This is a genomic window from Rhizobium sp. L51/94, assembly GCF_019355555.1.
In the GTDB taxonomy this organism is placed as follows: Bacteria; Pseudomonadota; Alphaproteobacteria; order Rhizobiales; family Rhizobiaceae; genus Rhizobium; species Rhizobium rhododendri.
This window is the reverse complement of record NZ_CP072141.1, coordinates 1471406-1497905: the sequence shown is the minus strand read 5'-3', so window position 1 is coordinate 1497905 and position 26500 is coordinate 1471406. Positions and strand designations below refer to the sequence as shown.

28 protein-coding genes are annotated in these 26500 nt (G+C 60.0%); 4 read left to right on the top strand and 24 right to left on the bottom strand.

Annotated features, from left to right (window positions below):
• Nucleotides 1–114: 114 nt before the first annotated feature.
• The 11 genes from rem to J5274_RS07255 all read right to left on the bottom strand — a co-directional run bounded on the left by rem (nt 115) and on the right by J5274_RS07255 (nt 12372).
• On the bottom strand, nt 115–786 hold the full coding sequence (gene rem, locus J5274_RS07305; RefSeq protein ID WP_142824022.1) for a transcriptional activator Rem: 672 nt from the start codon (nt 784–786) through the stop codon (nt 115–117).
• 281 nt (nt 787–1067) lie between these two features.
• Nucleotides 1068–1667, bottom strand: coding sequence for a transglycosylase SLT domain-containing protein (locus J5274_RS07300; protein ID WP_142824451.1), 600 nt, complete (start codon nt 1665–1667; stop codon nt 1068–1070).
• Nucleotides 1579–3171 (bottom strand): flagellar hook-length control protein FliK, encoded by a 1593-nt coding sequence (locus tag J5274_RS07295; RefSeq protein ID WP_142824021.1) that lies wholly within the window; start codon nt 3169–3171, stop codon nt 1579–1581. Before J5274_RS07295 ends, J5274_RS07300 begins: the two co-directional genes overlap by 89 nt.
• A gap of 2 nt (nt 3172–3173) precedes the next feature.
• Nucleotides 3174–4475 (bottom strand): chemotaxis protein MotC, encoded by a 1302-nt coding sequence (gene motC, locus J5274_RS07290; RefSeq protein ID WP_219274896.1) that lies wholly within the window; start codon nt 4473–4475, stop codon nt 3174–3176.
• Nucleotides 4476–4478: 3 nt separating this feature from the next.
• The gene (locus J5274_RS07285) at nt 4479–5846 is read right to left on the bottom strand and encodes a MotB family protein (protein WP_142824019.1); all 1368 of its coding nucleotides are present in this window, start codon (nt 5844–5846) and stop codon (nt 4479–4481) included.
• Nucleotides 5843–6490 carry a hypothetical protein gene (locus tag J5274_RS07280; RefSeq protein WP_142824018.1) on the bottom strand — a complete coding sequence of 216 codons (648 nt, stop codon included), beginning with the start codon at nt 6488–6490 and terminating at the stop codon, nt 5843–5845. Before J5274_RS07280 ends, J5274_RS07285 begins: the two co-directional genes overlap by 4 nt.
• Nucleotides 6491–6727: 237 nt before the next feature.
• Nucleotides 6728–7702, bottom strand: coding sequence for a flagellin (locus J5274_RS07275; RefSeq protein ID WP_142824017.1), 975 nt, complete (start codon nt 7700–7702; stop codon nt 6728–6730).
• 236 nt (nt 7703–7938) lie between these two features.
• Complete coding sequence (locus J5274_RS07270) at nt 7939–8859, bottom strand: flagellin (RefSeq protein ID WP_142824016.1); 921 nt, start codon at nt 8857–8859, stop codon at nt 7939–7941.
• A gap of 241 nt (nt 8860–9100) precedes the next feature.
• Nucleotides 9101–10021 carry a flagellin gene (locus tag J5274_RS07265; RefSeq protein WP_142824015.1) on the bottom strand — a complete coding sequence of 307 codons (921 nt, stop codon included), beginning with the start codon at nt 10019–10021 and terminating at the stop codon, nt 9101–9103.
• 256 nt (nt 10022–10277) lie between these two features.
• Nucleotides 10278–11198 (bottom strand): flagellin, encoded by a 921-nt coding sequence (locus tag J5274_RS07260; RefSeq protein ID WP_142824014.1) that lies wholly within the window; start codon nt 11196–11198, stop codon nt 10278–10280.
• A 259-nt stretch (nt 11199–11457) separates the two neighbouring features.
• Nucleotides 11458–12372, bottom strand: coding sequence for a flagellin (locus J5274_RS07255; RefSeq protein WP_142824013.1), 915 nt, complete (start codon nt 12370–12372; stop codon nt 11458–11460).
• A 324-nt stretch (nt 12373–12696) separates the two neighbouring features.
• Here J5274_RS07255 and J5274_RS07250 point away from each other — a divergent pair, with 324 nt between their 5' ends.
• Nucleotides 12697–14640: a glycosyl transferase gene (locus J5274_RS07250; RefSeq protein WP_142824012.1), complete on the top strand. Its 1944-nt coding sequence runs from the start codon at nt 12697–12699 to the stop codon at nt 14638–14640.
• Between the two features lie 64 nt (nt 14641–14704).
• Here J5274_RS07250 and fliP read toward each other — a convergent pair whose 3' ends face one another.
• The 13 genes from fliP to flgF form a co-directional block, all read right to left on the bottom strand.
• Complete coding sequence (gene fliP / locus J5274_RS07245; protein ID WP_142824011.1) at nt 14705–15442, bottom strand: flagellar type III secretion system pore protein FliP; 738 nt, start codon at nt 15440–15442, stop codon at nt 14705–14707.
• Nucleotides 15439–15945 carry a flagellar basal body-associated protein FliL gene (gene fliL / locus J5274_RS07240; RefSeq protein ID WP_142824010.1) on the bottom strand — a complete coding sequence of 169 codons (507 nt, stop codon included), beginning with the start codon at nt 15943–15945 and terminating at the stop codon, nt 15439–15441. The genes fliP and fliL overlap by 4 nt, the downstream gene beginning before the upstream one ends.
• 36 nt (nt 15946–15981) lie before the next feature.
• Entirely contained in the window at nt 15982–16695 is a 714-nt protein-coding gene (gene flgH / locus J5274_RS07235; protein ID WP_142824009.1) for a flagellar basal body L-ring protein FlgH, read from the bottom strand.
• Nucleotides 16692–17243 carry a MotE family protein gene (locus J5274_RS07230; protein WP_202617127.1) on the bottom strand — a complete coding sequence of 184 codons (552 nt, stop codon included), beginning with the start codon at nt 17241–17243 and terminating at the stop codon, nt 16692–16694. Before J5274_RS07230 ends, flgH begins: the two co-directional genes overlap by 4 nt.
• Nucleotides 17240–18358, bottom strand: coding sequence for a flagellar basal body P-ring protein FlgI (locus J5274_RS07225; RefSeq protein WP_111216822.1), 1119 nt, complete (start codon nt 18356–18358; stop codon nt 17240–17242). The genes J5274_RS07230 and J5274_RS07225 overlap by 4 nt, the downstream gene beginning before the upstream one ends.
• Nucleotides 18355–18846 carry a flagellar basal body P-ring formation chaperone FlgA gene (flgA, locus tag J5274_RS07220; RefSeq protein WP_142824008.1) on the bottom strand — a complete coding sequence of 164 codons (492 nt, stop codon included), beginning with the start codon at nt 18844–18846 and terminating at the stop codon, nt 18355–18357. Before flgA ends, J5274_RS07225 begins: the two co-directional genes overlap by 4 nt.
• A 17-nt stretch (nt 18847–18863) precedes the next feature.
• Nucleotides 18864–19652, bottom strand: a complete 789-nt coding sequence (gene flgG, locus J5274_RS07215; RefSeq protein WP_111216819.1) for a flagellar basal-body rod protein FlgG — start codon at nt 19650–19652, stop codon at nt 18864–18866.
• Between the two features lie 17 nt (nt 19653–19669).
• Nucleotides 19670–19945, bottom strand: coding sequence for a flagellar hook-basal body complex protein FliE (locus J5274_RS07210; protein WP_374113743.1), 276 nt, complete (start codon nt 19943–19945; stop codon nt 19670–19672).
• Between the two features lie 101 nt (nt 19946–20046).
• Nucleotides 20047–20460, bottom strand: coding sequence for a flagellar basal body rod protein FlgC (gene flgC / locus J5274_RS07205; protein WP_142824006.1), 414 nt, complete (start codon nt 20458–20460; stop codon nt 20047–20049).
• 3 nt (nt 20461–20463) lie between these two features.
• Nucleotides 20464–20856 (bottom strand): flagellar basal body rod protein FlgB, encoded by a 393-nt coding sequence (flgB, locus tag J5274_RS07200; protein WP_142824005.1) that lies wholly within the window; start codon nt 20854–20856, stop codon nt 20464–20466.
• 199 nt (nt 20857–21055) lie between these two features.
• Complete coding sequence (locus J5274_RS07195; protein WP_142824004.1) at nt 21056–21613, bottom strand: flagellar protein; 558 nt, start codon at nt 21611–21613, stop codon at nt 21056–21058.
• Nucleotide 21614: 1 nt separating this feature from the next.
• Nucleotides 21615–23066, bottom strand: coding sequence for a flagellar protein export ATPase FliI (gene fliI, locus J5274_RS07190; RefSeq protein WP_142824003.1), 1452 nt, complete (start codon nt 23064–23066; stop codon nt 21615–21617).
• 11 nt (nt 23067–23077) lie between these two features.
• Nucleotides 23078–23815 carry a flagellar basal-body rod protein FlgF gene (flgF, locus tag J5274_RS07185; protein WP_142824002.1) on the bottom strand — a complete coding sequence of 246 codons (738 nt, stop codon included), beginning with the start codon at nt 23813–23815 and terminating at the stop codon, nt 23078–23080.
• Between the two features lie 226 nt (nt 23816–24041).
• On the opposite strand from flgF, the gene motA reads away from it, so the two are divergent.
• The 3 genes from motA (at nt 24042) to fliN (ending at nt 26473) form a co-directional block, all read left to right on the top strand.
• A complete protein-coding gene (gene motA / locus J5274_RS07180) occupies nt 24042–24914 on the top strand; it encodes a flagellar motor stator protein MotA (RefSeq protein ID WP_142824001.1) in 873 nt (290 codons plus the stop codon).
• 2 nt (nt 24915–24916) lie between these two features.
• Nucleotides 24917–25852 carry a FliM/FliN family flagellar motor switch protein gene (locus tag J5274_RS07175; RefSeq protein ID WP_142824449.1) on the top strand — a complete coding sequence of 312 codons (936 nt, stop codon included), beginning with the start codon at nt 24917–24919 and terminating at the stop codon, nt 25850–25852.
• Nucleotides 25853–25918: 66 nt separating this feature from the next.
• On the top strand, nt 25919–26473 hold the full coding sequence (gene fliN, locus J5274_RS07170; RefSeq protein WP_142824000.1) for a flagellar motor switch protein FliN: 555 nt from the start codon (nt 25919–25921) through the stop codon (nt 26471–26473).
• Nucleotides 26474–26500: the final 27 nt, after the last annotated feature.

Below are 26500 nucleotides of genomic sequence, written 5' to 3'. Positions count from 1 at the left end.
CAATGGGCCTTGCGTGAAGCTGTCTGGTGGGGAGAGGAAAAGCAGATCATCATGAGGCGGCTTTTCGGGTAGTTCAAAATCGACTGGAAATCATTCCCAGTCGAAGCCGCAGGCTTAGCTCCAGTCGATGCAGTAGCCAAGGAAACGCTTGGAATCGACCGGGTCGAAGCCGAGCTTCCTGCGCAGCTTCTTGCGCAGCTTGGAGATATGGCTTTCGACGACGTTCTCTTCGACTTCTTCGTCGAAGATGCCGTAGATCGCGTTGAAGATCTGGGTCTTGGTGACGCGACGTCCGCGGTTGGAAATCAGATATTCCAAGATGCGGCGCTCGCGGCGCGGCAGGGCGAAAACTTCGCCGTGCACTTCCGGATCGCGGCCATCGGAGAAAACCCGGATGGCACCGACGTCGGTGAAATTTGCAACGGCCTTCAGGCGACGGCGGATGGCCGCTGCCCGTGCCAGGATCTCGCGAGGGTGCACTGGCTTGCGGACGACATCGTCGACACCACAATCAAAAAGTGCAAGCGTCGCTTCAAGCGAGGGGTGATCGCTGACCGCGATGACCGGCGCAAGTGTCCGATCGCGGATCGCCCGGGGGAGCTGATGTACATGCTCGCCCTGGCCGATGAGGAAGGCCTCGACTGCCGCGATATCGCTATCTGCTGCCGTCTGGACCCACTCGCCGAACTCCTCGGGGTCGAACCCCGTTGAAGGAATTCCCTCTCGCCCAAAGAGAGATGTGTAGCCGTCTTTAACAAGTCCGCGTTCGTCAACCACTACGATCATTCGCCGCCTCCGAATCAGTTGTGGATGTTTCCAATGTCGCTATGGGTACGAATCGAGCGAATCGCGAACAACTGTGGGAAGTGAGTGGCGAGAGTTAATAATTGCTTAAGTTTGACGCCCCGATTTGAACCACATCTAGTGGGTGGCGCATCATTTTAACACAAGAAAGCGGTGGAAAAATTAATACATTTTGAAGACGGCTATTGCCATGCCTTTTTCGTTCACGTTCTCGCCATATTGAGAAGCGCTAAAATGTGGCATTAATACAACTTTATCGGGGGTCATTCCCGGCAAAATGTGGCTGCGTTAGGCGTCCATTTTCCGTAACCGGTGGCGACGAGATTGGCGATCACCCGACAGACGTAAACCTTCTGCGCCGGGTTGTTGTTCGGACCCGCATGATAGCGCGCCACCGCCATCGTCCAGGTCTCGTGCTTGTCGTGCAAAACGCTCAAAAACTTGGCCGCATATTCGACATTGCTGTGCGGATCGAACATCGCCTCGACCGACGCGAAGTTCTCGCCATGAAAGTATTGGTTGATCTGCATACAACCAATATCGATCAATTTGGCACCGCTCTGATGCGCTTGCGCGAAGAGCTGCAGTGCCGCATTTTCAGATGCCGGGAAAAATGGCTTGCCTTCGATATTCATGGCGAAGGGGTAGAGGGAGCCCTTGCGGCCCGTTTCGGTCAACCCGACCGAGTAGAGTATGCCTTCGGGAATTCCGTATTTCAGCGCCGCCGCCTGGATTTCCCGCTCGCACATTCCTTCCGTGGTGGAAGCGCTGGCGTCAGAGATAGACGCCCCCGGCACGAGCCCGCTGAGCACTGCCAGCAACGCTATCGTCCGTACCCACGTTGCCTGCGCGCGAGATACCATCTTGATCACCGGCCTGTCGTCCTGAATTCTGTCTGCGAGCCTGGCCATCGCTGCCCTGCCCCTGGCTTGTGCCGGGTTGTTGCTGCTGCTGGCCCTGGGGGCTCTGCTGGTTGTTGCTCGATGTGTCCGGCGCGGTGTAGGTCACGGTCATGCGATCGACGCTGTAGCCCTGCTGGCGCAGTGAATCGATCATCGCGCTCTGGTCGTTGCTGAGCTGCCTGTAGGCCTCGGCAGAATGGACCTTGAGATCGACGGAAAGCTGCTCGCCCGAAAGCCGCATGGTCGCGGTGACGATCCCGAGATTATCCGGATTCATCTGAATTTTCAGAGTGTTCATGACTTTGCTGGCACTGGTCGTCGCCGATGCTCCGGTCAGCGCCGCATTGGGCTGCATGGCCGCTGCCCAGTCCTTGTTGCCCGTCAGCGAATTGGCAACCAGTGCCGAATTCGAGCCATCGGCGAGGCCGACGAAACGTCGGGAGTCGAGGACCGTAACGGTGGCCCCGGTGTCGCCGCTTGCCGATTTGATATCGAGCTGAGGCGTATCGTCAGCATTCCGGCTCGCTGAGAGATCCAGCGACTGTACCTTGCCACTCGCCCGATCGACGTTGAAGGTTACGGGGGCGTCACCGTCGGTTGAGGTGCCGGCAACGGCATTGCCCTGGCCAGCGCTGCCCATTGACGGCGCCAGCATGGCCATGCCTACGGCAACAGCGTCGCCGCTGTCGTCCGCGGCGTCGGCTGGAAGCGCATTTGCAACAGAGGCCGCGCCGGGATCGATCTTGCCATTGCCGGTGTGGAGCTGCCCGGCTGCGGCCAGAACGCTGGCTGATGTCTGTGCGGGGATGACGGCGGCCGACAAACCGGCTCCGAGCAGCGACAGCACGTCAGCCACCGCACCGTTGGCGACACTGGCGTCTGATGCATTGGCATCGGCGTCCTTGCTATCGTCGGAGTCAGCGCCGCTTTTGCTGCCCTTGACGCCGGGAAGATCGCCTTTGACGGGTGTGGCTGGCTCGCCTGTCGCCGCGCCGGCAACGACATCGGCCAGCTGCTGGGCGATATCGGCGGCTGGCAATTTCACCGCAGCACCATCATCTGCAGGGACGACAAGAGCGAGGGCAGCGGGCACGGCCACCGGGGCAGCGGGCAGCGAAACGAGGGGGGCGCCGGGCACGGGTGGCGCGACCGGAGGTACGGGAAGCAACGTGCCGTCGCCGACTGGCGCCGGGGTGGCCGACCCAGTGGCCGAGTTGCTGGCTTGAAGCAGGGTCTCGCCTGTTGCCTTGCCGGTATCGGGCTCAGAAGCGGTCGTGTCGACCGAATTTGTATCGGCAGTGCTGCGCTTAGACGCGGCATTCGCATCCGTGCTGTTTCCGGAGCTGCTGAGCGCATCCTGGAACCGCTGGGAATCGCTACCCGAGCCCTTGCTCCGGCTGCTGCTTTTTGAAAGAGAAACGACATCAGACCCGGCGGAAGCGCTGGTGATACCGATACCGGCCATGGTCAATTGCCTTCCTGCTTCAAAAGTCCGTCAAGCGCGTCGAGCTTCGATTGGCTTGATGTCACGAATGTGGTGAACGAAGAGTCGGCATCCTGCCCCCCTCCATCATGGGGTTGAGCCGCGCTTGCGGCGGCTCCTTGCCCGACAGCCGCCGCAGCGGGACTTTTCGTCCCTAGCGTCTCGACGCTTGCGGCTCCATCGTGTCGGGTCTCTCCGTTAGCAGGCTTAGTGCGTGAAGCTTGCGTCAGGCTTTGCGGCTCGGGAAGCCGCGTCACCGCGTCGGCGACCGTCTTCGCAGCGTCGCGCAGCGCCCGGTCCCTGGCGTTCAACTCGCCCTCTGGAATTTCGTTGATATCGTGGGCCGCGGCGTCAGCCTTGTCCGTCGAGACATTGGCGACGCCACCGTAGAAGTTGGCAAGCTGGTTGAACGAGTCGCCGCCATCGCTCGGAATAGCCGCCGCCTGGGCCGATGCCATCCGGGCTAGATCGTTCTTGCCGGCAATAGTCGCGCTCCTGGCGATACGAAGATAAACCTCACGCTTTCGCGCCCCGTCCATGAAGGAGAGGATATCGATTATGTCCTCCGGCTTAATCTCGGTGTTGTGATCGACCACGAGCTTTACGAAGAGATCGGCAAACTGGCTGGCATAGGGCGAATGCAGGAAGCGGCGGGCGTAGAGCTGCGAGTAGGTAAGGCTTTGCGGAACCATCTTTGCCTCGGTCGACAAAGCCATCGAGCGCCTGAGGGCCGCCTCTTCGACGATTGTCCCGGGGCTCGTCAGGCGCGCCCAGTCATAGAGCTTGAGAGCAGCCTTGGGGTCCTTGGCGCTCATGACATTGGCTGCGACCAGCGACAGGTAGGGACCGATCTTCTTGTCGCGATATTCCTTGGCCGTGTCGGCCAGCGTCTTGACGATGAGAAGGCCTTTGCCACTCAGGTATTTGCGCAGGACATCCGCGACGCGGTTGTCGAAATGACCGTCGACATCCCGTGCCATCAAAAATTCCAGAGTGTCCGGATTACCGCCGCTCATCGTATACACCAGCGCCGCATCGACATTGCGGACATCCTCGAAGACGGACCTGTCGGCAGATCGCAGGCGATCGTCGATGGTGGACAACATGAAGCGCTGCATCTCCTCGGCAGAGTGATCGCCGAGCACCACCGAATCCTGCACGAACTGCAGGGATCTCAGCATCTTGTAGGGCGCCAGATCCTTGTCGTCGGCATGCCCTACTCCCGGCAACAACGCGCCGAGAGCCAGGGTGAGCGTCAGCCCGTATCGATGCTTGCTGCGCGCCATGAACTATCCCTGGCTCCCCTGAACCAGGATCTCGATACGACGATTGGCGTTGTTGAACGGGTCCTCTGGCATCTTCAGGCGACGGTCTGCGAAGCCTGAGACCTGCGAAATGCGTTTCTCATCAAGGCCGCCGTGGACGAGCATGTAATAGGCGCTCTGGGCGCGGTCCAGCGACAGGCGCCAGTTGTCGCTCTCGCCAGCTTTGTACTGCCGGCCGTCGGTGTGTCCGCGCAGCACAATGGCGCCGGGGCGGTCAGCAAGGATCTTGCCGATCTTCGCCATTGCCAGAACCATCTCCTTGCGCGGCACGGCTGAGCCGATATTGAACATCGGATCGTTGCTCTGGTCCGAAATGGTCACCAGCAACCCACCCTCGGCCGGTGTGACGACCAGACCTTCGGCGAGTTTCCCGGCGACGCCACCGATCTCCTTCTGGATCGTCGCCTGCAGCGTCTTGGCATCCTGCGTCTCGGCGGCGGTCGATGCGGGCTTTGCCGCATCGGCAGCCTTTTCTGCAGCGGCCTCTGCAGCCTGCGCAGCATCGGCTGCTGCTTTCTCGGCAGCATCCATCGGCTTCTGCATACCCTCCGGCATCTTTTCGGGAATCGGCGGATTGGTGGGCGGCGGTTGCTGCGCCTGATCGCTGGCAGAGGCCTGCGTCTCGGGTATTTGCGGCTTGTCGGATACCGGACCGTTATCGGACGCGGTGGCCTTTGCCATGGCAACCACCTCGCCCTTTGGCTCGTCGTCCGTCTTGCTGGCTTCGCCGCCGTCCGGTTTGGAGCTAGGAGTAACCTTCACCTGCTTTGTCCAGAAATCGGGATCGAAGGGATCTCGGTAGGCCTTGCCGCCATCGGCGCCGGTTGCCGGACCGGAGGTGCTGGCACCGCCATCGCCCTTGGCGCTGACATTGGCCTGCTGACCCACCTCTTGGGCGATTTCCGACAGAACCGAATAGGGGTTCTCGAAGAAATCGGCTTCGGAATAATTGGTCTGGTCGCCAGCCGTCGACGTCTGGTCCTCGCCGGAAGCGGCCGAGGCGCCATTGGTCTGCTGGTCGGAGTTTTCCTTGGATTTTTCTTGCTTCTGCTCACCTTCCGCCGCGTCCACAGGCTTTTTAAGGCCTTTTTCGGTGGGCTTGGTATCGGCAAGCTTGATGGGATTGAAATAGGACGCAACGGACGCCTTGGTTTCCGCATTCGATGCATTGACCAGCCACATCACCAGGAAGAAGGCCATCAGAGCGGTCATGAAGTCGGCATAAGCGATCTTCCAGGCACCGCCGTGGCCACCCTCGTGGTCGCCGCCGCCGTGCCGCTTGATGATGATGATTTCATTCTTGCCGTTGTGGTGATTTTCAGCGTCGCTCATGAAAGGACGTTCCTCAGGCTATCGGCCCAGGCCGACATGCGGGTCACGAGCACGGCGTCGCCAATGGTAACGCAGAGGTCGACGTCCTGCGCCTCGACGAAGGTCAGAAGCACGCCGTCCGGATCGATCTTGGCGGCAAGGCTGTCGAACATGACGCGCCGTCCACTAACGGCAATCGGGCCCACAGCGCCGTCGAGAACCGCCGCCGTGACGCGGCTTGCGAGTTCGTCGATTGCCTTCTGCGTGAGCGTTTCGGTGAGGATCGGCGATAGCGCGCGAGCAACCTCGGCACTGACGGCGAGACCGATTGCAGTCGCCATCTGCTTGAAATTCTCGGCGATGCGCTCCACCGCTTCGGTTTCAAATTTCTGTTTCAATTCTTCCAGCGCCGCTTCATGGGCGAGCATGATCGCGTCCAGTTCCTCCTGGTGCGCCTCGGACAACGAAAGCGTGGCAGCCTCGTGGCCTTCGGCATAGGCTTCGCGACGCTCGGCCGCGAGATCGACCACCGGTAGTTCTTCCGGTTCCGGAAAGATCATGGTGTCTTCGAAAGGCATGCTTCTGAGCACCGGCGCCGGGGCGGCTGCCGGGGCCGGCTGCTCCGCACCGAAGTCCTTCAGGTAACGCGATAGCATCCGGGTCATGATGCTACCCCGAATGCCTGCCGGAAAACCGTCTTCAGACGTGCGGCGGCTGGCGCCGTCGGTGGGACTTTGGTGTTCAACACGTTGATCATTCCGCTTCCGGTTCCGTCAAGCGACTGCAAATTCCGTCCGGCACGCCCAGTCGTTCGATCGACAGGTTCGTACCCGATGACGGGAAAGTAGGAGTTCAAACTTGTGCGAAGGTGAATGATGCCACCCGGCCCGTTCGATCGACCCTCAGCCGTTCTGCAGCAAGACCAGGATCTTGCTGGCCATCGTGTTTGCAATGGAAAGCGACTGGACGCCCAGTTGCTGGGCTGTCGTCAGAGACGTGACGCGCGCCGAGGCCTCTTCCATGTTGGTATCCACGAGGTCGCCGACACTGGTGTCGATGGCGTCCTGAAGACCCGCAACGAAGGTCGTCTGGCTGTCGATGCGCGCCTTGGTGACGCCCATGTTCGATGCCGCAGACGTTGCTGCCGTCAGCAGCGAATGCGTGACATTTAGCATGTCGGTCACCTGGCCGGACGTCGTGGCGGCGCTCAGCGAGATTTCCGTGCCTCCAGACGTCCCTGTCGAGCCTGCCGGCGCCAGAAGATAGTAATTGCGGGCCGTGCCTGTGCCGTCGGAAGCGATGCTGTTGGCATCGACGGTCTTGGTGAGCAAGCCGCGGCTGGGATCGGCCGTATCGATCATCAGGGACTGCGAGGAATCGTAGTCGATCGTGTTGAGCGTGACCTGGCCTGAGGTACCGCGAACGAAATTGCTGATGACCGACTGGCTCGTGTCGGCGACCCCTTGCGAATTGTACAGCCAGTTCGAACCGGCAAAGGACGCGGATTCGACGGTGGATTGCAACTGCGCCTTGAGTGCCTGGATATCCGTATTGAGCTTGTCCTTGTCGACACCCGTCTCGCTCGCGCTGACGAGCTTTGCCTGGATCTCCGTGAGCACGTCGATCACCGAGGTCATCGCGGTGTAGGCGGTGTCGACCTTGCTGGCGCCAAGCGACATCGCGTCGCCGATGGTCTTCAGGCTCGAGCTGTCCGACTTCATCGTCATGGACATCGACCAGTAGGACGGATCGTCAGCGGCAGAGCCGATACGGTAGCCGGACGACACCTGCTGCTGGGCCGTGCTCAGGTCCTTGTTGACACCGCGCAAGACAGTGAGTGCGCCAAGCGCAAAAGCGTTCGTGGTCAAGCTGCTCATGGAATGATGCCCGCGATGTGTGTGAAGGTGCCAGGCCGGGCTGACCGGCGGCGACTTTTCGGCTTCATGCCAGCCTGCGCGGATGTTCTCCGGCTCGGCCTGTCGCTTGCAACAAACTGCTGCGTATTATCATTAACAAGCGATGAAGCCACGCGGCAAGCGCTAAATCGACCTTAGCAATTGCCGCGCAAGCTACACTCAAGGCTTGGCCTCTGAGACCGCCGGATGGCGGGCCGTTATTTGAACAGCGACAGGACGTTCTGGGCGCTGCTGTTGGCGATGGACAGGGACTGGATGGCGAGCTGCTGCTGGGTTTGCAGGGCAGTCAGCTTGCTCGATTCCTCTTCCATATTGGCATCGACGAGCTTGCCGACGCCGGCATCGATCGTGTCGCCCAGCGCCGAGACAAAGTTCGTCTGCAGATCAATGCGATTGGCAAGCGAGCCCAGTTGCGATGCCGCTGTGGTCATCGCCTGCAGCGCTGATTCGACCATGGTCAGGGCCTTGTCGACCTGTCCGGAGGTCATGCCCTTGATATCGAGGCTGTAGACAGAAAATGTCGTCGCGCCAAAAAGGGAGCCGCTGCCGATGATGCCGCTGGAGGTGTTGACCTCTCCGTAGGCGTTGGAGCCGAACAGGACATTGCCCTGCGAGCTGGCATTGAAGCGATAGCTGGTGCTGTTGACCGCGACACCGCCGGTGCTGGTGCGCACGAACGACGATACGACCGAGGCTGAGGCACCGTCTGAAGCGATCATCCAGTTCTGGCCGGAGAAGGACGCGGACTCGGCAACGCTTTCCAATTGCTGCTGGAGCTGGGAGATTTCTTCCTGGACATCCTTCTTGTCGACGCTGCCTTCCTTGGCGGTGACGAGCTTGTTCTTGATGTTCTGGACCACCTCGATGGCGCTATCCATAGCCGTGTAGGCTGTATCGACTTTCGCGGCGCCAAGGCCAAGGGCGTCGGAGACAGCTGAAAGGGCGCTGTTGTCGGAGCGCATCGTGGTCGCAATCGACCAGTAGGCCGCATTGTCCGAAGCCTTGCCGACGCGATATCCGGAAGATACCCGGCTCTGCGTGTCCTGCAGGTTGGTATTGATGCTGCGCAGTGTCTGCAATGCAGACATGGCTGGAACGTTGGTAAGAATGCTGGTCATGTCGAGGTGCCCCTTGATCGGCGTGAATTAGAAGGGACATTCCGGAAGGGCCGGGAACGGAGACCGGCGTCATGCCTGTTAACAGACCATTAGGACAGGTTAACCAACCGTTGCGTTAGCTCGAGATGACACAAATTTGGTTAACAGATCGTTAACTCTGGCCTTTTTTATGTATCGTAAAAATAAAACCGCGCCCCTTGGGGCGCGGCTCAGTGATCGGCTTATGTAGTAAGGCGTACGCTTACTTGAACAGCGACAGGATGTTCTGCGAAGAGGAGTTGGCAATCGACAGCGACTGGACCGCCAGCTGCTGCTGCGTCTGCAGCGCCGAGAGCTTGCTCGATTCCTGTTCCATGTTGGCATCGACGAGCTTGCCGACACCCGAGGTGATGGCATCGCTCAGCGACGAGGCGAACGTCGTCTGGAGGTCGATACGGCTGGACAGCGAACCGAGCTGGGCAGCAGCAGTGGTCATGGCCTGCAGGGCAGATTCCACCATGTTCATCGAGCTGTCGATGCCGGAACCCGTCATGCCGCGGATATCGAGGCTGTAAACGGAGAAGTCCGAGGAGCCGATGTGTTCGGTCGTGCCCAGAATGCCGGAGCTGGTTTCGGCTTCGCCGCTACTGTTGACGCCGAACAACACGTTGCCCTGCGACCCTGTGTTGAACGAGTAGGAGGACTCTGTGACAGCGACGCCGCCCGAACCGTTGCGCACGAAGGAGGAGACGACCGAAGCAGAACCGCCGGAGGCGGCAACAACCCAGTTTGCACCGTTGAAGGAGGCCGATTCGGCGACGCTCTTCAATTGCGCCTGAAGCTGGCCGAGTTCTTCCTGGACCTTTGCCTTGTCGACACTGCCTTCCTTGGCTGTGACGAGCTTGTTCTTGATCTGGCCGACGATGTCGATGGCGCTATCCATCGCCGTGTAGGCCGTGTCGACCTTGGCAGCACCCAGACCGAGGGCGTCCGATACTGCGCCGATCGCGCCGATATCCGACTTCATTGTGGTTGCAATCGACCAATAGGCTGCGTTCTGGGAAGCGTTGGAAATACGCAGGCCCGAAGAGACAGCGCTCTGGGTCGACTGGAGACTGCTGTTGATTCCACGCAATGTGGAAAGGGCTGCCATCGCAGCATTATTGGTGTTGATGCTCGTCATAAGATTTTTGCCCCTTGGCGGCGTGATTAAAAGGGACATTCCGGGTCTGTGCCGGAAACAGCTTTCAGCATCATGCCTAGCAACCCAAATCGCAGAGGTTAACTTGCCGTTTCAATGACCCTAGATGACACCATCATGGTTAATGAAAACTGAACACCTGATGAAAATTTAGATAAAAAAAACCGCGCCTTAGAGGGGCGCGGTTAACCTATTTTTAAGAGTTCGATCAGCGGCCGAAGCTTTTACCCTGCGGTTCTTAACGGAAGAGCGACAGGATGCTCTGCGACGAGGAGTTGGCGATCGACAGCGACTGGACGGCCAGCTGCTGCTGCGTCTGCAGGGCAGACAACTTGCTCGATTCCTGCTCCATGTTGGCATCGACCAGCTTGCCAACACCCGAGGTGATGGAGTCGCTGAGCGAAGAGGCAAACGATGTCTGCAGATCGATGCGGCTCGACAGCGAACCCAGCTGTGCAGCAGCACTCGTCATGGCAGACAGAGCAGCTTCAACCATGTTCATGGCGCTATCGATGCCGGCGCCGGTCATGCCCTTGATGTCAAGGCTGTAGACCGAGAAGCTCGACGAGCCGATTGTCTCGGCGGAGCCGAGGATACCGGTGGTCAGGTTGGCACCGCCGGAGCCGTCGGAGCCGAACAGGACGTTGCCCTGCGAGCTGGCGTCGAAGGCAAAGGCCGACGTGGTGACGGAAACGCCGCCGGAAGCATTACGAACGAAGGAAGACACGACCGAAGCGGAACCGCCGGAAGCTGCAACGACCCAGTTTTCGCCGTTGAACGAAGCCGACGTGGCAACGCTCTTCAGCTGCGCCTGCAGCTGGGTGAGTTCGCCCTGGACCTTGGACTTGTCGACGCTGCCTTCCTTGGCAGTGACGAGCTTGTCCTTGATCTGGCTGACGATGGAGATCGAGCTGTCCATGGCAGTGTAGGCTGTGTCGACCTTGGCAGCACCGAGGCCGAGGGCGTCGGATACGGCACCGAGGGCGCCGACGTCGGACTTCATCGTGGTAGCGACCGACCAATAGGTAGCGTTGTCGGCAGCCTTGGAAATGCGCAGGCCTGTCGAAACGGCGGTCTGCGTGTTCGTCAAATTGGCATTGACATTGCGCAGTGTCTGCAGAGCGGACATTGCTGCATTGTTGGTGTTGATGCTCGTCATAGGATTCATTGCCCCTTTGGCACTGGTTAATAGAAGGGACATTCCGGGTCAGGGCCGGAAACGGCATCCAGCATCATGCCTGTTAACCTTTAATGTTAGGGTTAACTCACCGTTTCATAGGCCTAGATGACACCAATACAGTTAAGGAAAGAAGAACGTCAAAGAAGAAATAGATTAAAAAAAACCGCGCCTTAGAGAGGCGCGGTTAATTCTTTGTTTAGGAAGGTTTACCGATCGCGAACGATCGGTATTTTTAGCCTTAACGGAAGAGCGACAGGATGCTCTGCGACGAGGAGTTAGCGATCGAGAGCGACTGGATGGCCAGCTGCTGCTGTGTCTGCAGGGCAGACAGCTTGCTCGATTCTTCTTCCATGTTGGCGTCGACCAGCTTGCCAACACCCGAGGTGATGGCGTCGCTCAGCGACGATGCAAACGTCGTCTGCAGGTCGATACGGCTGGACAGCGAACCCAGCTGTGCAGCAGCGCTTGTCATCGACGACAGAGCTGTTTCCACCATGTTCATGGCGCTGTCGATCTGGCCGCCGGTCATGCCGGAGATATCAAGGCTGGCGACCGAGAAGTTGCCGGCGCTGGTGTCCTTGGTGCCGAGAATGCCCGACGTCAGATCGATGCTGCCACCGCTCGAACCGAACAGAACGTTGCCCTTTGCACCTGCGTTGAAGGTGTAGCTTGCGGAAGATACCGACACGCCGCCCGAGGAATTGCGAACGAAGGAAGAGACGACCGAAGCATCGCCACCGGAAGCGGCAACGACCCAGTTTTCGCCGTTGAACGAAGCCGACTGGGCAACGCTTTTCAGCTGCGCCTGGAGCTGTGTAAGTTCAGCCTGAACCTTGGTCTTGTCGACGCTGCCTTCCTTGGCAGTGACGAGCTTGTCCTTGATCTGGCCGACGATGTCGATGGCGCTGTCCATTGCGGTGTAGGCTGTGTCGACCTTTGCAGCACCGAGACCGAGCGTATCGGAGACGGCACTGAGGGCGCCGACGTCAGACTTCATCGTCGTGGCAACCGACCAGTATGTGGCGTTGTCGGAGGCCTTGGAAATGCGCAGGCCGGTAGAAACAGCGGTCTGCGTGCTGTTCAGGTTGGTGTTGACATTCCGCAGTGTCTGCAGTGCTGCCATTGCGGAGTTGTTGGTCTGAATACTCGTCATTAGGCTTGTCCCCTGGACTGGATACAAATGGAGGGACATTACCGGACTTCTTTACCGGCGATCACGGAGCGGCTTCATGCCTCGGTGCCATCGCAATGGACACCAAACCCGTCATGTGTGATCAAAATCACATCTATTTATTTCCAACTACTTAAATCCTTTTGGAACCGCCGGAGTCCTTGGAGTCATCATTAACGACTGCTGAATCCGCTAATTTACGCTCCGGCCTGACGCAAGGTCCGGGCGCCATTATGGCACTCGAATCTCTGGAGACGGGCGTCGTCCGTCCCTGACTGTCATCACGATCCGCGTGGAGTTTGGCTCTTGAATTACAAAGCTGCTTTTTCGATCGCCTCCGATCACTACCGAAAAGGCCACTACACGCGGGCCCTCGAGGCGCTCAACGCGCTGATCGACGTCGATACCTCGCCGAAGACCTACGCCCTGCTTGGGAAGACACTGCAGAAACTCGGCTTCAAATCCGAGGCGGCCAGTTCGTTCGAACTCGCGGGTCGCCAGAAGCCCGTGCGGGAGGAATATCTGCGCGACGCCCTGCTGCTGCACTTCGAGAGCGGCAATGAAGACGCAGCACTGGCCATCGGCTCGCTGATCTTCCCTTTGGCGCTCAAGGACCCCGACGTGGCCTATGTGCTGGCCACCATCCTGCTCGCGCGACAGCAGAAGGCACTGCTGGGCGGCCTCAAGAAAATCCTGGCAGACGGGTTGCACCTGCGCCATCTGACGCTGGCGGCCAAGCTTCTCAGCGACGATCTCTACGACGATGGCAACCGCCATATCGCGACAACGCTTTTCAAGCGATATCCCGACAACATCACCTTCCGGACGCTCAGCCTGATCTTCAGCCGCGAGTTCTCGGATCTTGCCACCATCGATATCCAGGCAGCACCCGTTTATGCGGCAACGGCTGCGGGCAAGCTCGACTACGTCCGCTACGACAACCCCTTCTTCCACCTGCACTGGTGTGGCGACGAGGCGCTGAACAAGCTTGCGGTGCACGATTCGTCGCCGATTGCCGAGGGACACAGCGACAAGCGCCGCAAGATGCCACACACATGGGGCGAGAAGATCCGCCTCGGCTATCTGTCATCGGACTTCTGGCCTGGCCATGCGACGATGAAGCTGATGCAGCGTGTTCTCGAGTTGCAGGACAGGGATCGCTTCGAGATCGTCCTCTTCGATCATTCTCCGCTGGACAGCCAGCAGGCCCAACCTTTCGACTTTTCCAAATGGGGCCGTGTCGTCGATGTCCGCGACATGAGCGACAAGGCAGCAGCGGATCTCATCCGGTCGCATAACATCGACATTCTCGTCGATCTCAAGGGCCACACCAAGGATACCAGGGCAAAGATCCTCAACCACATGCCGGCGCCGATCCAGGTAGCCTGGCTTGGCTTTCCCGGCACGACCGTCAACATCGACCTCGACTACATCATCGGCGACCACTATGTGCTTCCCGATCACTCCAAGGCGCATTTCCACGAAAAGTTCTGCAGGTTGCCGGAATGCTACCAGCCGAACGATCCGACCCATCGCCCGAAGCCGCGCCCGACCAGCCGTGCCAAGCACGGCCTGCCGGAAGACGCCTTCGTGTTTGCGTCATTCAACGGCAACCGCAAGATTACCTCCCAGATGGTCGACGTCTGGTGCAATATCCTCAGGCGGACCAAGAACACCGTGCTCTGGGTCGTCTGCAACGGACCGCGCGCGGAAGCCAATCTTGCCGCCCGCTTCGAGGCACGCGGCATTCATCGCAAGCGCATCGTATTCACCACCCGCATCCGCTATGACGAGCATATCGACCGCCAGGCGCTGGCCGACCTCGGCATCGACACCTTCCCGGTCAACGGCCATACAACGACGTCCGAACAGCTCTGGGGCGGCCTGCCCGTCCTCACTCTCAAGGGTACGAACTTCGCCTCCAGGGTCAGCGAGAGCCTGCTGAATGCCATCGGCGTACCCGAACTGGTTGCCCCGGACATGCAGGGCTACGAGGACATGGCCGTTGCGCTGGCCAACGATCGCGCTCGCGTGCAGGAATACAAGGAACGGCTGATCCGCAACCGCTACGTCATGCCGCTGTTCGACGCGGAGCGCTTCTGCGATCACCTGCAGATGGCTTTTGAAACGATGTACGAGCGCGGCAGACAGGGGCTGGAGCCAGAGCACTTCGATGTGCCTGCCCTGCCCCCGCGCACCGTGCCGTTCATGGTCGAGGACGAAAATCCGCACGCTATCGCCGCAGAATAGTTCGCGCGCGCCGGGGGATACTCCGGCGCCGGCGCGCTGGCGTCACGACTTACATCAAATCAGGTCAGTGGAAGGATCGGACGAGGCTGCCGACCAGCAGGTTCCAGCCGTCGATCAGCACGAAGAACAGGATCTTGAACGGCAGCGAGATGGATGTCGGCGGCAGCATCATCATGCCCATCGCCATGACGATGGTCGAGACGATGAGATCGATCACCAGGAACGGCAGTACGACGAGGAAGCCGATTTCGAAGCCGCGGCGGATCTCGGAAATCATGAAGGCCGGGATAAGAACACGGTAGTCGATCTTGCTGTCGACGACGACCGTCTGGCCGCGCTCCTGGGCGAGATCGACGAACAGCTTGATGTCCTTCTCACGCGTATTGGCGGACATGAAGGTTCTAAACGGTTCGGCAATGCGCTGCACGGCCTCCGTCTCGTTAATCTGGTTTGCCAGAAGCGGCGCGCCGCCATCCTTCCATGCCTGGTCGAAAGTCGGTGCCATGACATAGAAAGTCATGAACAGCGCCAGGCTTAGCAGGATCATGTTGGACGGGGTGGTGGAGAGGCCCATGCCGGAGCGCAGGATCGAAAATGCGATAATGAAGCGCGGGAAGCTGGTGACCATCACCAGGATGCCCGGAGCCACCGACAGGATGGTCAGAAGGCCGAATGTCCTGATGATCCAGGCCGCCGCCGAGCCGCTGACAGGCGCGTTGAACAGGTCTGTCGGAAGCTGTTGCGCCGCCGCCAACTCGGGCACCGCCATGATGGCGATGAAAAGGCATAGAAATCGAATCATTCGATGACGAAGGTTCTGAACATCACCTTCGATACGCGCCCTTCCGAGCGCAGGTCAACACGTTCCTGAATGTCGTCCCTAAGATATTGAAAGCCGCGCGGACCCTCGATCTGCTGGAGGGAAACCGTGCGGATATAGGCGAGGATATCCTGGTGGATATCTTCGGCCATCTTGACGTCCGTCGGCCCCTTGAACATCAGCGCGACCTCGAGCCGAACCCAGTTTTCCGACGGGTAGGCAAGGTTGGACGTGATGGGGTCCAGCTGGAGGATACCGTTGGCCTCGGGGACAACGGTTGGCAACGCGCCGTCCTCACCCTTCTTGCCGCCGGCCTCGGGCTTGGCCTCGGCTGCCTGGGCCTTTTCAGCTGTAAGTATCTTCGGAGCGACCATATTGCCGATGGCCCAGCCGCCGCCGGCGCCGACCAGGGTCAGCACCAGCACGCCGCCGATCAACGGGATCAGGGTACTCTTCTTTTTCTTGCCGTCTTCGTCGTCTGCCATGACGGTCCGCCTTTCATTGTATCTCGTCTACAGCCGCTACAATGGCGACAGAAGGTCGACAGCCTGCTGGCCGCGCGGCGGCTGCTGGATTTCCGTCAGGCGACCGCGACCGCCGTAAGAGATGCGGGCTTCGGCGATCTTCTCGTATGAGATGGTATTCTCAGCGGTGACATCCTGCGGCCGGACGATACCGGCGACGTTGAGAATGCGGATTTCCTGGTTCATGCGAACTTCCTGCGAGCCGCTGATGACGAGGTTGCCATTCTCCAGGATGCCGGTGACGACGGCGGCCACCAGCAGTGTGACCTGCTCGGAGCGCTGCATCTTGCCCTTGGCATCGGTTGAGGTGTCAGAGCCGTATGTCCCGGCGCCCGACGTCTTCGGGTTCCAGCCCAGAATATTGGCGTTGACGTCGTAGTTCATGCCGCTCTTGTTGGTCCGGTCGCGATTGGTCTCGTTATCCCAGTTGGCCTTGTCGTTGATCGATATGTTGACCGTCATGATGTCGCCGACATTCAACGCGCGGGCGTCCTTGAACAGCGCCGCCTGCGAATCGCTCCACAGCGAATAGCCCTGTGCCACCTGATGCGGCCGCTTCGGATAGAGAGACATCTGCGGCGTCTGGGCATATTGCAGCCCGCTGCCGATCGGGCTCATGGCCGGCGCCCGACCGATTTCCTTGATCGCCTGCGACTGGCAACCGCCGAGGAACACCATTGCAGCCAATGTGACGGGGAGCGACTTGTTCATTGTGTGTCCTTGGCCTTCGACGTGTTCGGATCAGACGCGCTGGACATGATGTTGGTCACGGTCGCCGCCTTCTGCGGGTCCATTTCGCTGAGGATGAGGCTTGCCTGGCTTGGTTTCAGCTTCATGATGATCGCAGAAGCGATGGTGATCTTCACGTCGTTGAGGCTGGCGGCGGCGGCATCCGGCTTCATGTTCTTGTAGATCTGGACCAGGCCGTCATCAGCCTTGGCAAGGAAATCGTTGCGGCGCTTCAGCCAGTCCTCGTACTCAGCCTTGCGCTGGTCCATGATGGCAATGCGGACGTCGACATCGGCCTGAAGTTTTTCAAGCGCCTGCTTCTGCAGCAGGTAGCGCTGGTCGCGAGCCGGCTCCGCGATATTGGTGCAGAACTGGCGGATCTCATCCTGGCTGCTCGATGGATCGACCGCCGGCTTTGCCGTATCCTCGGCAAACGCACCGGGGATGATCAGCAGCGCCGCACCGACCGCCGCCAGGGCGACAGTCTTGCAGTTCGCCCGAAGATGCACGAGGACGTCTCTACCCATCATTGAAGAACGAGCTCCGCTTGCAGTGCGCCAGCCGATTTTATGCCCTGGAGAATGGCGATGATGCCATCGGGCTTGACGCCGATATTGTTGAGACCGGACACCAGGGTCTTCAGGTCGGGCCCCTGCAGGACTGCGACGCGGCCGCCGGACTTGGTCGCCGAGATGTCGGTCTGGTCCTGGACGGCCGTCTCGCCGTTGCTGAATGGCTGCGGCTGGATGATCTGCGGGTTCTCGCTGACCTGAACGGTCAGCGTTCCATAGCTCACGGCAACCGGCGAGACCCGGACGTCGGCGCCGATGATGATCGTTCCGGTGCGCTCGTTGATGACGACCTTGGCCGGCGTATCGGTCTGGACTTCGAGATTTTCGAGATCGGCCATCAATCGGGTAAGATCGGCCGTCTTCGGCTTGGCGATCGCCACTTCCTGCGAATCCTTGGCTTCGGCAATCGGCGCGCCGAAACGGGACGAGGCGTAGGCATTGACCGTGTCGGCGATGCGGATCGAGGTCGAGAAATCGGGGTTGCGCAGCTGCAGGACGAGATTGACCGAGTCCTTGAAGCGCGACGGCAGCTCGCGCTCGACGATGGCGCCTCCGGGCACGCGACCGGCAGTCGTGACGCCCTCGGTCACCGTTGCTGCCGCGCCCTGGGCCTGAAAGCCCGAAACGATGACGGAGCCTTGCGCGACGGCATAGATCTGGCCGTCGGCACCGCTGAGCGATGTCATGATCAGCGTACCACCGCGCAGCGAGCTTGCGTCGCCAAGCGAGCTGACCGTCACGTCGATGCGGCTGCCGGGGCTGGCGAATGGCGGAAGGTTCGAGGTGACCATGACAGCGGCGGTGTTCTTCGCGCTGGACTGGCCGCCTTGCGTCGAGATACCGAGATTCTGGAGCATGGCGCGCATCGATTGCTCGGTGAACGGCGACGAGCGCAGGCCGTCGCCGGTGCCCTGCAGGCCGACGATCAGGCCGTAGCCGATCAGCTGGTTGTCGCGGCCGGCCTGCAGCGAGGCAATGTCCTTGATGCGCGAACTCATCGCTGCCGCCGGACCGGGTGCGGTCAGGCTCGGCAGCATCAGCAGGATGGCCAGGAAAAGACGCAGGCTTCTCATTTTGCTACCACACGGATCGTACCGTTCTCGAGGACCGTGCCGTTGACGATGATGCCGGAATCGATGTTGCGGGCGCGGACCTTGTCACCGATAGAACCGTCGTCGAGGGGCGTTCCGGCAGCCGAAATCATCATATCGCCCATGCTCATCACCAGCCGGACGTTGGAACCGCGCGTCACGGCAAAGGGCTGGCGAAGCGCAGAGATCGCGATCGTACGTCCGGAGAGCAATGTCCGCTTCGACACCCGACCGACGACCTCGTCGATCGAGCGGGCGAAGTCGCCGGTGAGGTTCGGATTGGTGATCTGCACCTCTTCCAGCTGACCGCTGCTGATAACGTCTCCGGGATAGATGGCTTCCGTCGGAACGACCGCCTTGCCCATTCCCAGATCTTCCGCACTGGCGCTGGGGGCCAGCACGAACCCGCAGGCCAGGCCGACGACGGCGAGCCACGCGACTGCAACGCTTTTTGCCTGGCGAACGATCATGTCCGGCTCTCTCTTTGCTACTTGAGGTTTTTGCTGACCACCGAGGCCATGTCGTCGGCCGTGGTGATAACCTTGGAATTCATTTCATAAGCGCGCTGGGCCGTAATCAGCTCGGTGATTTCCTTCACCGGGTCGACGTTCGACGATTCCAGGTAGCCCTGCTTGATCGCGCCGAAGCCATCGAGATTGGGATTGGAAACGACGGGATCGCCAGAGGCCGGGGTCTGGGTGAACAGATTGCTGCCCATGGGCTGCAGGCCTGCCTCGTTGACGAAATTGGCGAGCTGCATTTGCCCAAGGATCGTCGGCGTGGCCGACGTGCCGATGGTGGCGGAAATTTCGCCGGAGGTGCTGATCGTGATCTTGCTGGCGTTGCTTGGAACGGTGATCCCAGGCTGCAGGACATTGCCGTCTACGGTGACGATCTGGCCGGTGTCGCTCTTGTTGAAGGAGCCGGCGCGGGTGTAGGCCGTCGTGCCGTCAGGCATCTGGATCTGGAACCAGCCACGACCGACAACCGCGACGTCGAGATCGTTCTCGGTCTGCGACAGCTCGCCCTGGATATGAATGTTGCGGACGGCGGACGTCTGCACGCCGAGACCGATATTGGCGCCCTCGGGTACGGCTGCCTGGTTGGGGCGGTTGGAGATGCCCTTGGCCCGTTCCGTCTGGTAGAGAAGGTCCGAAAACTCGGCGCGGGAGCGCTTGTAAGCCGTCGTGTTGATGTTCGCGATATTGTTCGCGATGACCTCGAGATTGGTCTGCTGGGCATCCATGCCCGTAGCCGCAATGGCAAGCGCTCTCATGTCTTCGTCCGATCCCGTTAAATCTGCATTTTCGTGATGTCTAGGAAGGCCGAAACAAGCTTGTCACGGACTGCGACGGTCGTTTGCAGGGTCTGGTTGGCCTGCATGACGGCATCGACCACCTCGCGAGTGCCCATGGTGCCCTTGATACCGGCGAAGGAAGCCGCTTCAGCTCCCTTCAGGGTGCTGACCGTATCCTTGGCCATGTTGCTCATGACAGAAGCAAAGCTCATGCCGGTGTCGGCGCCAGGCGTTGCACCCGGGGTGGTCACGCCAGTCGACAGGCCGGGCATCAAGCCTGTTGTCAGCGACGAGGACGCATCTTCCGAAACGCTGCCGAGGCCGCGCGTCATCGAAGAAAGTGAGGTGAGACTTTTGATAGCGTCAATCATGATCAGGACTTCAACAAATCGATGGTGGAATTGATTAGATCGCGCGATTGCTTGATCGTCTGGAGATTGGCCTCGTAGGAGCGATTGGCTTCGCGCATATCGGCCATTTCAACGAGAACGTTGACATTCGGCATCTTGACGTAGCCCCTCTGGTCCGCAGCTGGATTGCCGGGGTCGTATTCCTCGACGAACTTGCCCTGGTCCTGACCGACTTTCTTGACGCCGACCGTGGTCAGGTTGTTGGTATGGTCGAGTTCGGCGCCAAAGGTTACCGTCTTGCGGCGGTAGGGGTTGGCGCCCGGCGTGTCGCCCGTCGAACGGGCGTTTGCGATATTTTCCGAAACGATGCGCAGGCGGGTCGATTGAGCTTCGAGACCTGAGCCTGCCACCTTCATGGCAGCAGTTAATGGATCCATTTTTTATTTCCCCACGACCATCATCATCATGCGATTGAAGGAACTGACGAGGGCGGTGTTCAAACCGTACTGCCGCTGAATTTCACCGGTCTTGGTCAGTTCGGATTCCAGGCCAACGGTGTTGCCCGATTCCTGGACACCGATTTCCTGGTTTAGAGAGGCTTCCTCGACACCGATTTTGTCGGTGCTGCCCATTTCGGTGCCTGAAAGATGCGCCGGGTTCGTGCGCGCCATGCCAACCGTCTGGTTGTTGAGCACGGCTTCGAACGGCGTGACGTCCTTGGCATGGAATTTGGGGGTGTTGGCGTTGGCGATGTTGCCTGCAACCACCTGCTGACGCACCGACAACCATTCTGCTTGGCGCGATGCTAGGTCAAAAAGCTGGATCGGTTGCATGGGGATCATCTCCATTCGTATGCCTAGACACTAGGCCGGTAATCTTGCGTGGGACTTGCGGCAAACGCGTTTGATTGCGTAACTTCGAATATGCGCGGCCGTCGCCGATACGCCTCTCCGCCCAGCACCGCGCGGGCGATGCTGCCGTCCTTCCGTCGGGAGGTTTTTCCATGAAACGAAGCGCCCAAAAGGCGCGCCGTCAGTTGGCGTCGTAGACAGCGCCGGTCGAGGTGATCATCACCCACTTGCCCTTGCGCTGCTCGAGGCGCGAAAGGCGGCTGTTGTCGGGAAGGACAGACCCGATCCTCACGACATACATGCCGGCTGCATCCTGGATGAGCGCACGCCCGTTGGAAACGTGCAGCAGGCGAAAATCGGACACGCCCGGAAACGGCTGGTTTTCGGCATCGGCGCCTTTGACGTCGGCGGGAGCGGCGGTGCCGGTCGTCGCCGTGGTCAATCGATCGGTATCGACCAGGGGCTTGCTGTCCGTCTCGTTGCTGTTGGCCAATCCCATCGGAGAGACGCTGAAGACGTTGCGCTGCTCCCAGCTGCTCGGCAAAGCACGGGTGCGTTCGCCCTCAGCCACCTGCATGCCGAACTTGTCGGGGTTCAGGAATACATACCAGGGGAAGAAAGCCGACAGTGCGGCCAGCGCCAGACCAGCACCCTTCAGCGCCGTATCGCCACGCAAGACACGCTTGCGCTTCTGCTCCGTCAACGGCTTTGCGCCGGCGTCTGTATCGATTGCTTTCACGTCAGCCTCTGGGTCTTGCGTTGGCCGGGGCGGCAGCACCATTCTTCAACGCCGTTGCAAGGTCGGTGAAGGCATCGATCGAGGGGCGATCGTTCGGCAACTGCTTAAGAACGTCGTAGATGAGCGGGACCTGCTTGATCGCCATGTCGACGTCCGCGTCACTGCCGGCCCGGTAACCGCCGATGAGACGGAGATCTCGAGTTTCCTCGAAGCGGTGGACGAGAGACTTCAGCCGCGACACCAGCTTCTCCTGGTCCGGCGTCCATGCCTTTCGGGCAAGACGCGAGACTGACGACAGCGGATCGATCGGCGGATAGCGTCCCTCTTCGGCTAGGCTGCGCTGCAGGACGATATGGCCATCGAGAATGCCGCGGGTGGAATCGGCGATCGGGTCGTTGTGATTGTCGCCGTCGACCAGGATCGAGATGATCGCGGTGATCGTCCCGGTACCTTCCGGGCCGGGACCGGCGCGCTCGAGCAGGCGCGGCAGTTCGGTAAACACAGAGGCCGGATAGCCACGGGCAATCGGCGGCTCGCCGGACGCCGTCGCGACTTCGCGGATGGCGTGGGCAAAGCGCGTGACGCTGTCGACGATCAGAAGCACATTGTCGCCGGCATCGCGAAAATGTTCGGCGATGGTGATGGCTGCGAGCGGCGCCATCTTGCGCAGCATAGGGCTTTCATCGCTGGTGGCGACGACTGCGACCGACTTGCTCATATGCGGACCGAGCGTGTCTTCGATGAACTCGCGGACTTCGCGGCCACGCTCGCCGACCAGCGCGATGACGACCTTGTCGAAAGCCTCGGCGCGCGCCAGCATCGACAGCAGCGTCGATTTGCCGACGCCAGAGCCGGCAAAAATGCCGAGGCGCTGGCCGAGGCACAGCGGCGTAAAGATATCGATGGCGCGGACGCCGGTCTTGAACCCGGTCTCAACGCGCTGACGGGTCATCGACGGCGGGGCGAGGTTTGAGATCGAGCGGGGCGTGGAGCCTTGCGTCAGGGGACCCAGCCCATCGATAGGCTCGCCCAGCGAATTGATCGTGCGCCCACACCAGTCGCTGGATGGGCTGATACGGAAGGCACCCTTCTGGATGACCTTGTCGTGAATGCCGATCGGCTCGCCCGGCTCGATCGGGCAGACGAAGATCAGGTCCTGCTCGACCCGCACGACTTCGCCGAGGTGGACGCCCGTCGGAGACAGATGGCCGACGAATTCGCCAAGCCGGACGTGCCGCGAGAGGCCGGAGACGGTGTAGTGGCCAGCGGCAATGGTCCTGACATGGCCGCCATGGGCAACGGCGTTCTCCGGCGTGCCGTAGTAGCGGGCAAGCTCGGCGAGTTGCCCAAGCTTCTGCGAAATCGGTATTTCCGGGAGCACAGGGGCCGCCGGCGTCTCATCCGGATCTTCGAGGCCTAGCGGATCCAAGATCGTGTCTTCGAGTTGATCCATCTACCGACCCCTTAAGATGACTTGCTGCCGAGGGTCTTGATTGCCTCGTCGAGCGAGCTTTCGCTCGAGCCCGTCAGCGTCGATATGTTGTCGAAGGCGCGGCTGACTTCGATCAGCTGCGTCATCTCGCGCATGCCATTGACGTTGGAATTTTCGAGATATCCTTGAGCAACGCCGACCTTGGAACTGTCGACGACCGCCTGCGGTGTCTGCGAGGCAATGATGCCGCTGTTGGAATATCGCACGAAGCCCTTGCTGAGGTCGGCGGTGTAGAGACCGATCGTGCCCATCTGCTTGTTGTTCTGGAAGATCTCGCCGTTGGCCGTGACATTAGGCTCTCCGCCCTGCGGATTGAGCTGGATCTGCCCGCCATTGGGATCGAGGACAGGGAAGCCCCGCTCCGATACAAGGGCTCCAGTCGATGTCATCGAAAACCGTCCGTCGCGTGTCAGAACTGTGCCGGCGGGAGTATTGATGCCGAACCAGGCATCGCCCTTGACCGCGAAGTCGAACAGGCTGCCGGTATTCTGCAGTTCGCCGGACTCGGTTGAAAGATAATCGTTGCCTTGCGTCACGAAGGCGACCTTGGAGCCGAGCTTGTTGTCGGTGTTGCTGAGCACCTGGTTGAACTTGACCTCCGTGCCGCGAAAGCCAGTGGTGTTCACATTGGCCATGTTATCGGCGATCGTCGTCAGCCGCCGCTCGAGGGCCATCTGCGAGGATAGAGACACATAGATACCAGACTGCATGGCAACGCCCTCCGGACATTGGAGAATAACGGAAATGGAAGCCGCCGGTGACGTGCATGTCCATTCGTTAGATGGGCATGGATGCCCTTGCCCTGCCTTATCTCAGCACTTCCTTGTGCGAAGCTGACACTATGGAAGACTTGGCAAAAACGGCGTGGGAAACAGCCTCACGCAAGATAGGCAACCTACTCCAGACATCAGAAACAACGTCAGGTATGGACCGTCGATGAACATCATAATCGGATTCGTTGTGACCTTTGGTTGCATCATCGGTGGCTTTATGGCCATGGGTGGCCATCTCGGTGCGCTTATGCAGCCATTCGAGTTCCTGGTGATCGGGGGTGCCGGCTTCGGCGGCTTCATCATGGCCAACACCATGAAAGTCATCAAGGATTCCGGGAAGGCACTGGGCGAGGCGTTCAAGCATTCGGTGCCAAAGGAACGCAACTACCTCGACGTGCTCGGCGTCCTCTATGCCCTGATGCGCGACCTGCGCACCAAGTCGCGCAACGAGATCGAAGCACACATCGACAATCCGGACGAATCCTCGATCTTCCAGACGGCTCCGACGATCCTGAAGAACAAGGAACTGACGGCCTTCATCTGCGACTATGTCCGCCTGATCATCATTGGCAATGCCCGCTCACACGAGATCGAGGCGCTGATGGACGAGGAAATCAACACCATCCTGCATGACAAGATGAAGCCATTCTACGCGATCACGACGATGGGCGACGCCTTCCCGGCTATCGGTATCGTCGCGGCCGTTCTCGGCGTCATCAAGGCCATGAGCCATATCAACGATCCGCCGGAAGTGCTGGGCGAGTTGATCGGCTCGGCACTGGTCGGCACCTTCCTCGGCATCCTGCTGTCCTATTCGGTGTGCGCGCCGCTGGTTTCGCAGATCAAGATCGTCCGCAGCAAGCAGCATCGCCTCTATGTCATCGTCAAGCAAACGCTGCTCGCCTACATGAACGGCTCCGTACCGCAGGTTGCCTTGGAATACGGCCGCAAGACAATTTCGGCTTATGAGCGTCCCTCGATCGATGCCGTCGAGCAGGAAATGATGAATCCGGGCGGCGAGAACAAGGCAGCTTGATGATGGATGATACACCGCGTACGCCGATGAGTCCGACCCTTCTCGCCAAGCTGACCGGCGGCCTGGGCGATCACCAACGGGTCGAGAAACTTTGTGCCTCGATCGGTCAGGTCTACAGCGAATTCCTGCCTGACCTTATCAAGAGCGAGATCGGCATCGACGTCGTCGTCTCCTATGCCGGCAGCAAGACCGGCGCCATGGACGAGCTGATCGAAGGGCTCGGCGCGAACGTCGCCGTCGTCCACGGCTCGTTGCGCAACTGGTCGCCGAACTTCGTGCTCGGCTGCGGCGCCGGATTTATCCTGACGCTGATGGAGCGGATGCTGGGCGCGATGCCCGAGACCATCACAACGCCGAAGCTGCGGCCGCTCTCGCTAATGGAGCTCGACCTTGCCGTCATGGTGTTCGACAAGATCGCCAGCGTGCTGCGCTCCGCCGTCAACGCACCGGGCGGTTTCGAGCCCTACCTCGAGCCAGCGCAGAATATCGAAGACGGCAAGCCGCCGGCGGAAGGCCAGCCGGACGAGTATGCGGCAGCCATCAAGATGTCGATCAAGCTGGGCGCCGCCACATCGCATTTCATGCTGGTGGTGCCGCAGAAGGTCCTCTTGAAAACCGTCGTCACGCCACCGAAGGCGAAGAACCAGACGGTGAAGTCGGAAGCTTGGACCCAACAGATCACGGAGCAGGTTCACCGTTCCCATGTGACGATCGACGCCCGCATCCGGCTGCAATCGCTGACGCTGGAGACAATCTCCAAGCTTGCCGTCGGCGACGTCATTCCGTTCATGGACAGCAGCGATGTGAACGTCGAGGTCAGCGCCAACGGCAAGGACATCTACATCTGCGAATTCGGCAAGTCCGGCGAAAACTACACGGTGCGTGTCAAGGACACCGTCAACTCCGATAGCGAATTGCTCAAGCACCTCATGAATTGATCGGTTTCCAAAGCCCGGGGCTGCCAACGGCAGCTTGAGGCAAGTTTCAAATGGAATAGTAAAGTTATGGCACCCAGGAAAACAAAAACTGTTGGCGAAGACGCTCTCGACCTGCCCGGCAACGAGGACGAGTTGAACGATGCGATCGACGGTTTGCGCGGCGTCCTGAAAAAGGATGCCGGCGACCTTTCAGACTTCGGCGGCGATTTCGGCGCTGAGGACGACGACGCTGCAGCCTCGCCGATGAGCCTTTCCAGTTTTGGCGATTTCGGCGATGATAGCGCATCGACAGATTCGGATCTTAGCGACCTCGGAGATTTCGGCGGTTCGTCGTTCGAGACACAGCAGGCGCCAGGCAGCGCGCTGACGTCGAACATGGACCTGATCATGGACATCCCGATCGATGTCCAGATCGTGCTTGGCAGCAGCCGCATGCAGGTCTCCGGCCTGATGAATTTGACGGAAGGGGCGATCATCGCCCTCGACAAGAAAATCGGCGAGCCGGTCGAGATCACGGTCAACGGTCGGCGGATTGCTCGTGGCGAAATCACCGTGCTGGAAAATGACGATACGCGCTTCGGGATCAAGCTAATTGAAGTCTTGGGCACGAAGAAAGCCTAATACCCCCCAAGTCTGGGACGGAGAAGA

What these genes read in the sequence shown, in the direction of transcription:
- rem (WP_142824022.1), bottom strand. Translation starts at nt 786, where the DNA reads ATGATCGTAGTGGTTGACGAACGCGGACTTGTTAAAGACGGCTACACA.
- J5274_RS07300 (WP_142824451.1), bottom strand. Translation starts at nt 1,667, where the DNA reads ATGGTATCTCGCGCGCAGGCAACGTGGGTACGGACGATAGCGTTGCTG.
- J5274_RS07295 (WP_142824021.1), bottom strand. Translation starts at nt 3,171, where the DNA reads ATGGCCGGTATCGGTATCACCAGCGCTTCCGCCGGGTCTGATGTCGTT.
- motC (WP_219274896.1), bottom strand. Translation starts at nt 4,475, where the DNA reads ATGGCGCGCAGCAAGCATCGATACGGGCTGACGCTCACCCTGGCTCTC.
- J5274_RS07285 (WP_142824019.1), bottom strand. Translation starts at nt 5,846, where the DNA reads ATGAGCGACGCTGAAAATCACCACAACGGCAAGAATGAAATCATCATC.
- J5274_RS07280 (WP_142824018.1), bottom strand. Translation starts at nt 6,490, where the DNA reads ATGACCCGGATGCTATCGCGTTACCTGAAGGACTTCGGTGCGGAGCAG.
- J5274_RS07275 (WP_142824017.1), bottom strand. Translation starts at nt 7,702, where the DNA reads ATGAGCAGCTTGACCACGAACGCTTTTGCGCTTGGCGCACTCACTGTC.
- J5274_RS07270 (WP_142824016.1), bottom strand. Translation starts at nt 8,859, where the DNA reads ATGACCAGCATTCTTACCAACGTTCCAGCCATGTCTGCATTGCAGACA.
- J5274_RS07265 (WP_142824015.1), bottom strand. Translation starts at nt 10,021, where the DNA reads ATGACGAGCATCAACACCAATAATGCTGCGATGGCAGCCCTTTCCACA.
- J5274_RS07260 (WP_142824014.1), bottom strand. Translation starts at nt 11,198, where the DNA reads ATGACGAGCATCAACACCAACAATGCAGCAATGTCCGCTCTGCAGACA.
- J5274_RS07255 (WP_142824013.1), bottom strand. Translation starts at nt 12,372, where the DNA reads ATGACGAGTATTCAGACCAACAACTCCGCAATGGCAGCACTGCAGACA.
- fliP (WP_142824011.1), bottom strand. Translation starts at nt 15,442, where the DNA reads ATGATTCGATTTCTATGCCTTTTCATCGCCATCATGGCGGTGCCCGAG.
- fliL (WP_142824010.1), bottom strand. Translation starts at nt 15,945, where the DNA reads ATGGCAGACGACGAAGACGGCAAGAAAAAGAAGAGTACCCTGATCCCG.
- flgH (WP_142824009.1), bottom strand. Translation starts at nt 16,695, where the DNA reads ATGAACAAGTCGCTCCCCGTCACATTGGCTGCAATGGTGTTCCTCGGC.
- J5274_RS07230 (WP_202617127.1), bottom strand. Translation starts at nt 17,243, where the DNA reads ATGATGGGTAGAGACGTCCTCGTGCATCTTCGGGCGAACTGCAAGACT.
- J5274_RS07225 (WP_111216822.1), bottom strand. Translation starts at nt 18,358, where the DNA reads ATGAGAAGCCTGCGTCTTTTCCTGGCCATCCTGCTGATGCTGCCGAGC.
- flgA (WP_142824008.1), bottom strand. Translation starts at nt 18,846, where the DNA reads ATGATCGTTCGCCAGGCAAAAAGCGTTGCAGTCGCGTGGCTCGCCGTC.
- flgG (WP_111216819.1), bottom strand. Translation starts at nt 19,652, where the DNA reads ATGAGAGCGCTTGCCATTGCGGCTACGGGCATGGATGCCCAGCAGACC.
- J5274_RS07210 (WP_374113743.1), bottom strand. Translation starts at nt 19,945, where the DNA reads ATGCCCGGCCTGTCGACTGGCGTGACCACCCCGGGTGCAACGCCTGGC.
- flgC (WP_142824006.1), bottom strand. Translation starts at nt 20,460, where the DNA reads ATGGATCCATTAACTGCTGCCATGAAGGTGGCAGGCTCAGGTCTCGAA.
- flgB (WP_142824005.1), bottom strand. Translation starts at nt 20,856, where the DNA reads ATGCAACCGATCCAGCTTTTTGACCTAGCATCGCGCCAAGCAGAATGG.
- fliI (WP_142824003.1), bottom strand. Translation starts at nt 23,066, where the DNA reads ATGGATCAACTCGAAGACACGATCTTGGATCCGCTAGGCCTCGAAGAT.
- flgF (WP_142824002.1), bottom strand. Translation starts at nt 23,815, where the DNA reads ATGCAGTCTGGTATCTATGTGTCTCTATCCTCGCAGATGGCCCTCGAG.
- motA (WP_142824001.1), top strand. Translation starts at nt 24,042, where the DNA reads ATGAACATCATAATCGGATTCGTTGTGACCTTTGGTTGCATCATCGGT.
- J5274_RS07175 (WP_142824449.1), top strand. Translation starts at nt 24,917, where the DNA reads ATGGATGATACACCGCGTACGCCGATGAGTCCGACCCTTCTCGCCAAG.
- fliN (WP_142824000.1), top strand. Translation starts at nt 25,919, where the DNA reads ATGGCACCCAGGAAAACAAAAACTGTTGGCGAAGACGCTCTCGACCTG.